At 48.4% G+C, this 4,807-nt stretch carries 1 protein-coding gene; it reads right to left on the minus strand.

Annotation, left to right across the window (positions count from 1 at the left end):
- Positions 1-4,807: MSCRAMM family protein (locus tag E5329_RS28215; protein ID WP_135992452.1), on the minus strand; the 4,807-nt coding region annotated here is incomplete at both ends.

The raw sequence follows: 4,807 nt of genomic DNA on the forward strand, positions 1-4,807 counted from the left end.
TGTCCCCGGTCTGCGGGAGTTTCGGTTCCGTAGGCTTGTTTGTCACTTCAAGGGTGTACAGGGCCACTTTTGTCTTTCCATCCTTGTATTCAAACTTCACTTCCTTTGGCGTGGAATCAAGGAGATAGCCTTTCGGAGCTTCCACTTCCACTACGGTATAAGTGACTGCCTCCTCATACTTCCCGTCCTTAAATGCTGCAATCGGAAGTTCGCTGCTCTCTGCATGACCGTCCTTGTCCGTGGTAAGTGTCTCAATCACTTTCCCGTCCGTGTCACGGATTTCAAATTTTGCGCCTGCAAGCGCTTTTCCGTCCTCAGACTTCTTGCTGATGATGATCTTTCCAACTGCTGCTTCGTCCTTCATTGCTACTTTCTGGATTTCATCTGTCTCCTTCACCTCAAACTCAATATCCTGTGCGATTACATAGCCAAACGGCGCTGTTTCTTCACGGAGAATATATTTTCCGGCAGGCAGCTTCTCGATCATGTGCGGCTCTTTGCCGGAAGTCCACTTCTCCACCAGATTGCCGTCTGCATCAATGACGGAAAGGACAGCCCCCTCAAGCTCATTGTCGCCTGTAATGTCCGTCTTTGAAATCTGCACCTTGATCGGCTTGTTTTCAAATTCTGCCTCAAATTCGATTACTTCCTTATCATCGCCCTGATATGACGCATCCACATCAAATACCTTATCGGACTTCACATATCCCTTTGGCGCTGTCAGCTCCTGCACATAATACTTTCCAAGCGGGAGGTCAGATACAAAGGTCAGCTTTCCGTCCTTTCCGGTCACGCCACGCTCAATTTCAGTTCCGGCTTTTACAACTACTTTGCCATCCTTGTTCACAATATCCTCTTTTGCAAGCAGTCCGAATACGGCTCCCTCCAGAACCTCTTTCGTGCCTGCGTCTTTCTTAACCACAGTGATCTGCACTTTCTGTCTCTCATTGCTGATGTTCATTCCTGCATAAACCACTTCTGTTTCCTGATCGATATAGGAAAGGTCTGCTTCGATTGGCGTATCGTCCAGGACGAACCCTTCCAGAGTCTTTGTCTCCACAAGGTAATACTTCCCAAGCGGTAAGCTGTCAATGCTTGCATAACCTTTTTCGTCAGTAACGATTGTTGCCACAAGCTCGTCAGCCTCATAATAGATCGTGTCAAGACCATCCGGGCTTACAATGTCCTCTGCCGCATAGACTTCAAATTCAACTCCTGCAAGACTGTCCTTAAAATAATTGAAAATGAAGTCATACCAGTGTCCTTTCATAAGGGTAGTGTCCGTTACAAATTCGCCGTCTTTGTTGATGATGATTGCGCCTGTCGGAACTTCGTCTTTCATCACTGCACTCTGAATGTCAGCGGTATCTTCCACCGTAAACTGGATTTCCTCTGCTTTCAGGTAGCCGTAAGGGGCAAATTCCTCACGGAGCGTATAAGTCTCCCCTGCCACAAGTCTCTTGATCACATGAGCCTCTCCTGCCACGGAAGTCCATCTGTCAACCTCATTGCCGTCCTTGTCAATGACTGTAAGCATTGCGCCGGAAAGCTCTGCGCCGCTTGCAATGTCCTCCTTAGTGAACTCAAAGGTTGTAGGCTCATTCAGAAATTCGCTGCTGTATTCTGCAACTGCTTCATGCTGTCCCTGATACTCTGTCTCAAAAGTGATTACTTCCCCACTGGAAACGTAGCCTTTGGGCGCTGCCAGTTCCTTTGCCTCATAAACTGCAAACGGGTAATCCTTCCCAAAAGCGATCCTGCCGTTTTCATCAGATACGGCAGTTTCAAGAAGTGTTCCTGCCCACACGATCACTTCCCCGTCAATGTTTTCAATATCCTCTGCGGCAAACAGACCGAACACTGCACCTGCAACCGGGGTATCTTCCTCTGCATCTTTCTTAAATACTGACATATCCAGTTTCTGTCTGTCATTGGTAAATGTCACGCTTTCATAGATTACCGGGGTTTTATCGTCCACATAAACGAATGTTACAAGCTGCTCTTCCCCGTTCAGCACATATCCATAAGGCGCTTCTGTTTCCACCACACGGTACTGTCCGAGCGGGAGCCCTGAAATGCTGGCTTTCCCATTTTCCCCGGTTGTAAGCGTTGCAACAAGATCGCCCTTGCTGTAATATCTTGTCCTGTTACCGTCCCCGTCTGTCTGCATGTCAGCAGTATAAATATCTTCTGCGGCATAGACCTCAAATTTTGCCCCTGCAAGGGAGCCTTCCCTGTAAACGAACTCCTTTTCTTCAGAATCAGCAAACAAGCCGCCCTTGTAGCCGTCAAGGATTTCGCCTTTCTTCTCAACTGTCAGTTCCCCGACAACAGGTTCGTCCTCATATTCCACGGTAATGATTGCATCATAAGTGTCCGGATCAGTCTCATAGAACGTATCGGAATCAACCGCCACTTCCACATAATTTGTGTTCAGCACATACCCGTAAGGCGCTTTCACTTCCTCAATGCGGTAATTCCCAATCTTCAATACGTCAGGCAGGATCAAGTCGCCATCTTCGTCCGTGAAGAAAGAAGTGTGTGTAACCTTTGACGGATAAGTTGTAACCATCTTGACATATTCGTTTTTGTCAAGGTTGAAAATCTTAAACTCTGTATTAGGGATAAGGACTGTCTGCTTTGTGTCAGCGTCCTTCTTGATCACACGCAGCTTTGCGGTAAATTCACGGTCAATGAATACACGCCATACCTGCGGCTCTGCCGGGTGGTTCTCCACAATCCTTACTTCAAAAGGTCTTACCGTCTGCATGTTATGCGGTGTGACTGTCTCAACCACCACATAAGTCCCATAAGGGATTGGCTGTGTCACGATATGCCCCTTTGCATCCGTAAAAAGGGTAGTCTCACCCTTGCTGCCGATTTCAACAGGTTTTGCGCTGTCAAAATCATAACTTCCATCTTCCAATACGGATAAGGAAGATTTCAGGTATGCGGTAAAGCCTGCGCCGGATAATACAGGCGCTTCGGTGTCGTCCCCGTTGTCGGATACCTTGATAAGCTGGAACGGCTGCTTGATGACCTGCTCCGGCGATGTTGTGCTTCTTGACACTTCCGCTACCAGATCGCCCTCATAATCGCAGATAACATCGTGTTCCTCTTCATCAAGGAGATACCCCTCTGACGGTGTGATTTCCTTTACATAATAGTTGCCGAGATAAAGGTTCTTTACCTCTGCATTGCCGCCCTCGTCCGTTGTCATTGTCGCAACAAGGTCCCCTGCATGGAAGATAATGCCTGTTGCACCGTCCGGGTGTGCAATATCGTCACGGGCATACAGACCATAGACTGCGCCCTCCAGTTTTGCGTCTCCCTGCGGAACGGCTTTTCCTGTCTCCTTATCCTCCTTGTAGATATGGATTTTTGCCGTTGTCCTGTCATTTGCAAAGGTGTGGGTAAATGCTGCCTTTGCGGTTGTTTCCGGCAGGTAGTTGAACGTAAAGCTGTATACGTCAGAGCTGTTCCTGTAATATGCGTAAGGAGCCTGTGTCTCTGAAATATAGTAGCTGTTTGCAATCGGAAGGTCTACCGTGTAAGCGGCGCTGCCATCCTCCCCTGTTGTAACGGTCTGTAATGCAGTCCCCTTTGTCACAATGACCTGTCCTGCATAGTTCTTGATGTCATTTCCCGCATAAAGCGTATACTGTCCGCCGTCCAGCGGGTTTGTTGTCTCGGAATCTTTCTTTGTAACGGAAACTTCCGCTTTCTGTCTGGCATTCAGGACCGTTGTTGCCTCATACTGCACCTCTGCCATCTGATCCTTATATTCAATCTTCACTGTATGCGGCTCTGTATTGATGGTATATCCGTCAATGCTCTTTGTTTCCGTAACCACATACGTCCCAAGATGAAGGTCTGTAAGAACCACCTGCCCGTCACTTCCTGCCACAAGGTTTTCAGCGATCACATCCCCGTTGCTGTAGACTTTTGTGCCGTCTGCCCTGTAAATGTCTGCGCCTGCCGTCACTCTGAAAACAGCACCCGGCAGTTTCTTTTTCTCATAAGTGAAATTGCTGCCATTCCATCCGGTCAGGACTTCCCCCTCTTTATAAATGGTAATCGCCCCAAGCTGCTCCTTGTCCGTTGCGCTGATCCCGGTTGTCTGCCCTGCCCTTACGGTCAGTGTGTGGACTTTACCGCTGAGTACATATCCCTTCGGGGCGGTAATTTCCTTTACATAGTAGGTTCCTGCCACAAGCGCATTTGATTTTGCATAACCATTGGAATCCGTAGTCATGGTGTCTACCCTGTTGCTGCATCCGCTGTCGGAATAAATCCCGTATACGGCTCCTGCCAGCTTCACGCCGCTGGACTCATCGGTCTTTATGATCTCCCCGTAGCCGATGTTTTCCGTCTTTACCTTAAAATAGGCATGGATAGGATCGGCGCTTGGTCTTTCCGAAACAAACTCCTGATAGTTTGCCTTTTCCGTAAGCCAGAACACACAGCTTGAAGTAGTCTCTACCTCTCCTGCCGTGGAGTTCATGGTTGCCATTGTTGCCGCCGTGTTCACTTCCTTACTGGAAATGGTGACGCTGTTCCCGTTCTTTTCCACCGTGTACCCGCTAAGGGAAATGTCAAAACTGCCAAGTACGCCGTTGCTGTCAGTCAGGGTTTTCTCAAAGCGCTGGTTCCCCTCATTCCATTTCAGCTCATAAGTTTCCGCACCGCTCTGTGTCCTGCTTGCAAAACTCGGTCTTATCGCATTATAAGACTTGCTGATGTTGTTTTTCAGGCTTGCATAATAGGCATAGGACGATGACGGGTTGGGAGCCGTATCGCACAGCTT

It is taken from the genome of Petralouisia muris (genome assembly GCF_004793545.1).
Lineage (GTDB): Bacteria > Bacillota > Clostridia > Lachnospirales > Lachnospiraceae > Petralouisia > Petralouisia muris.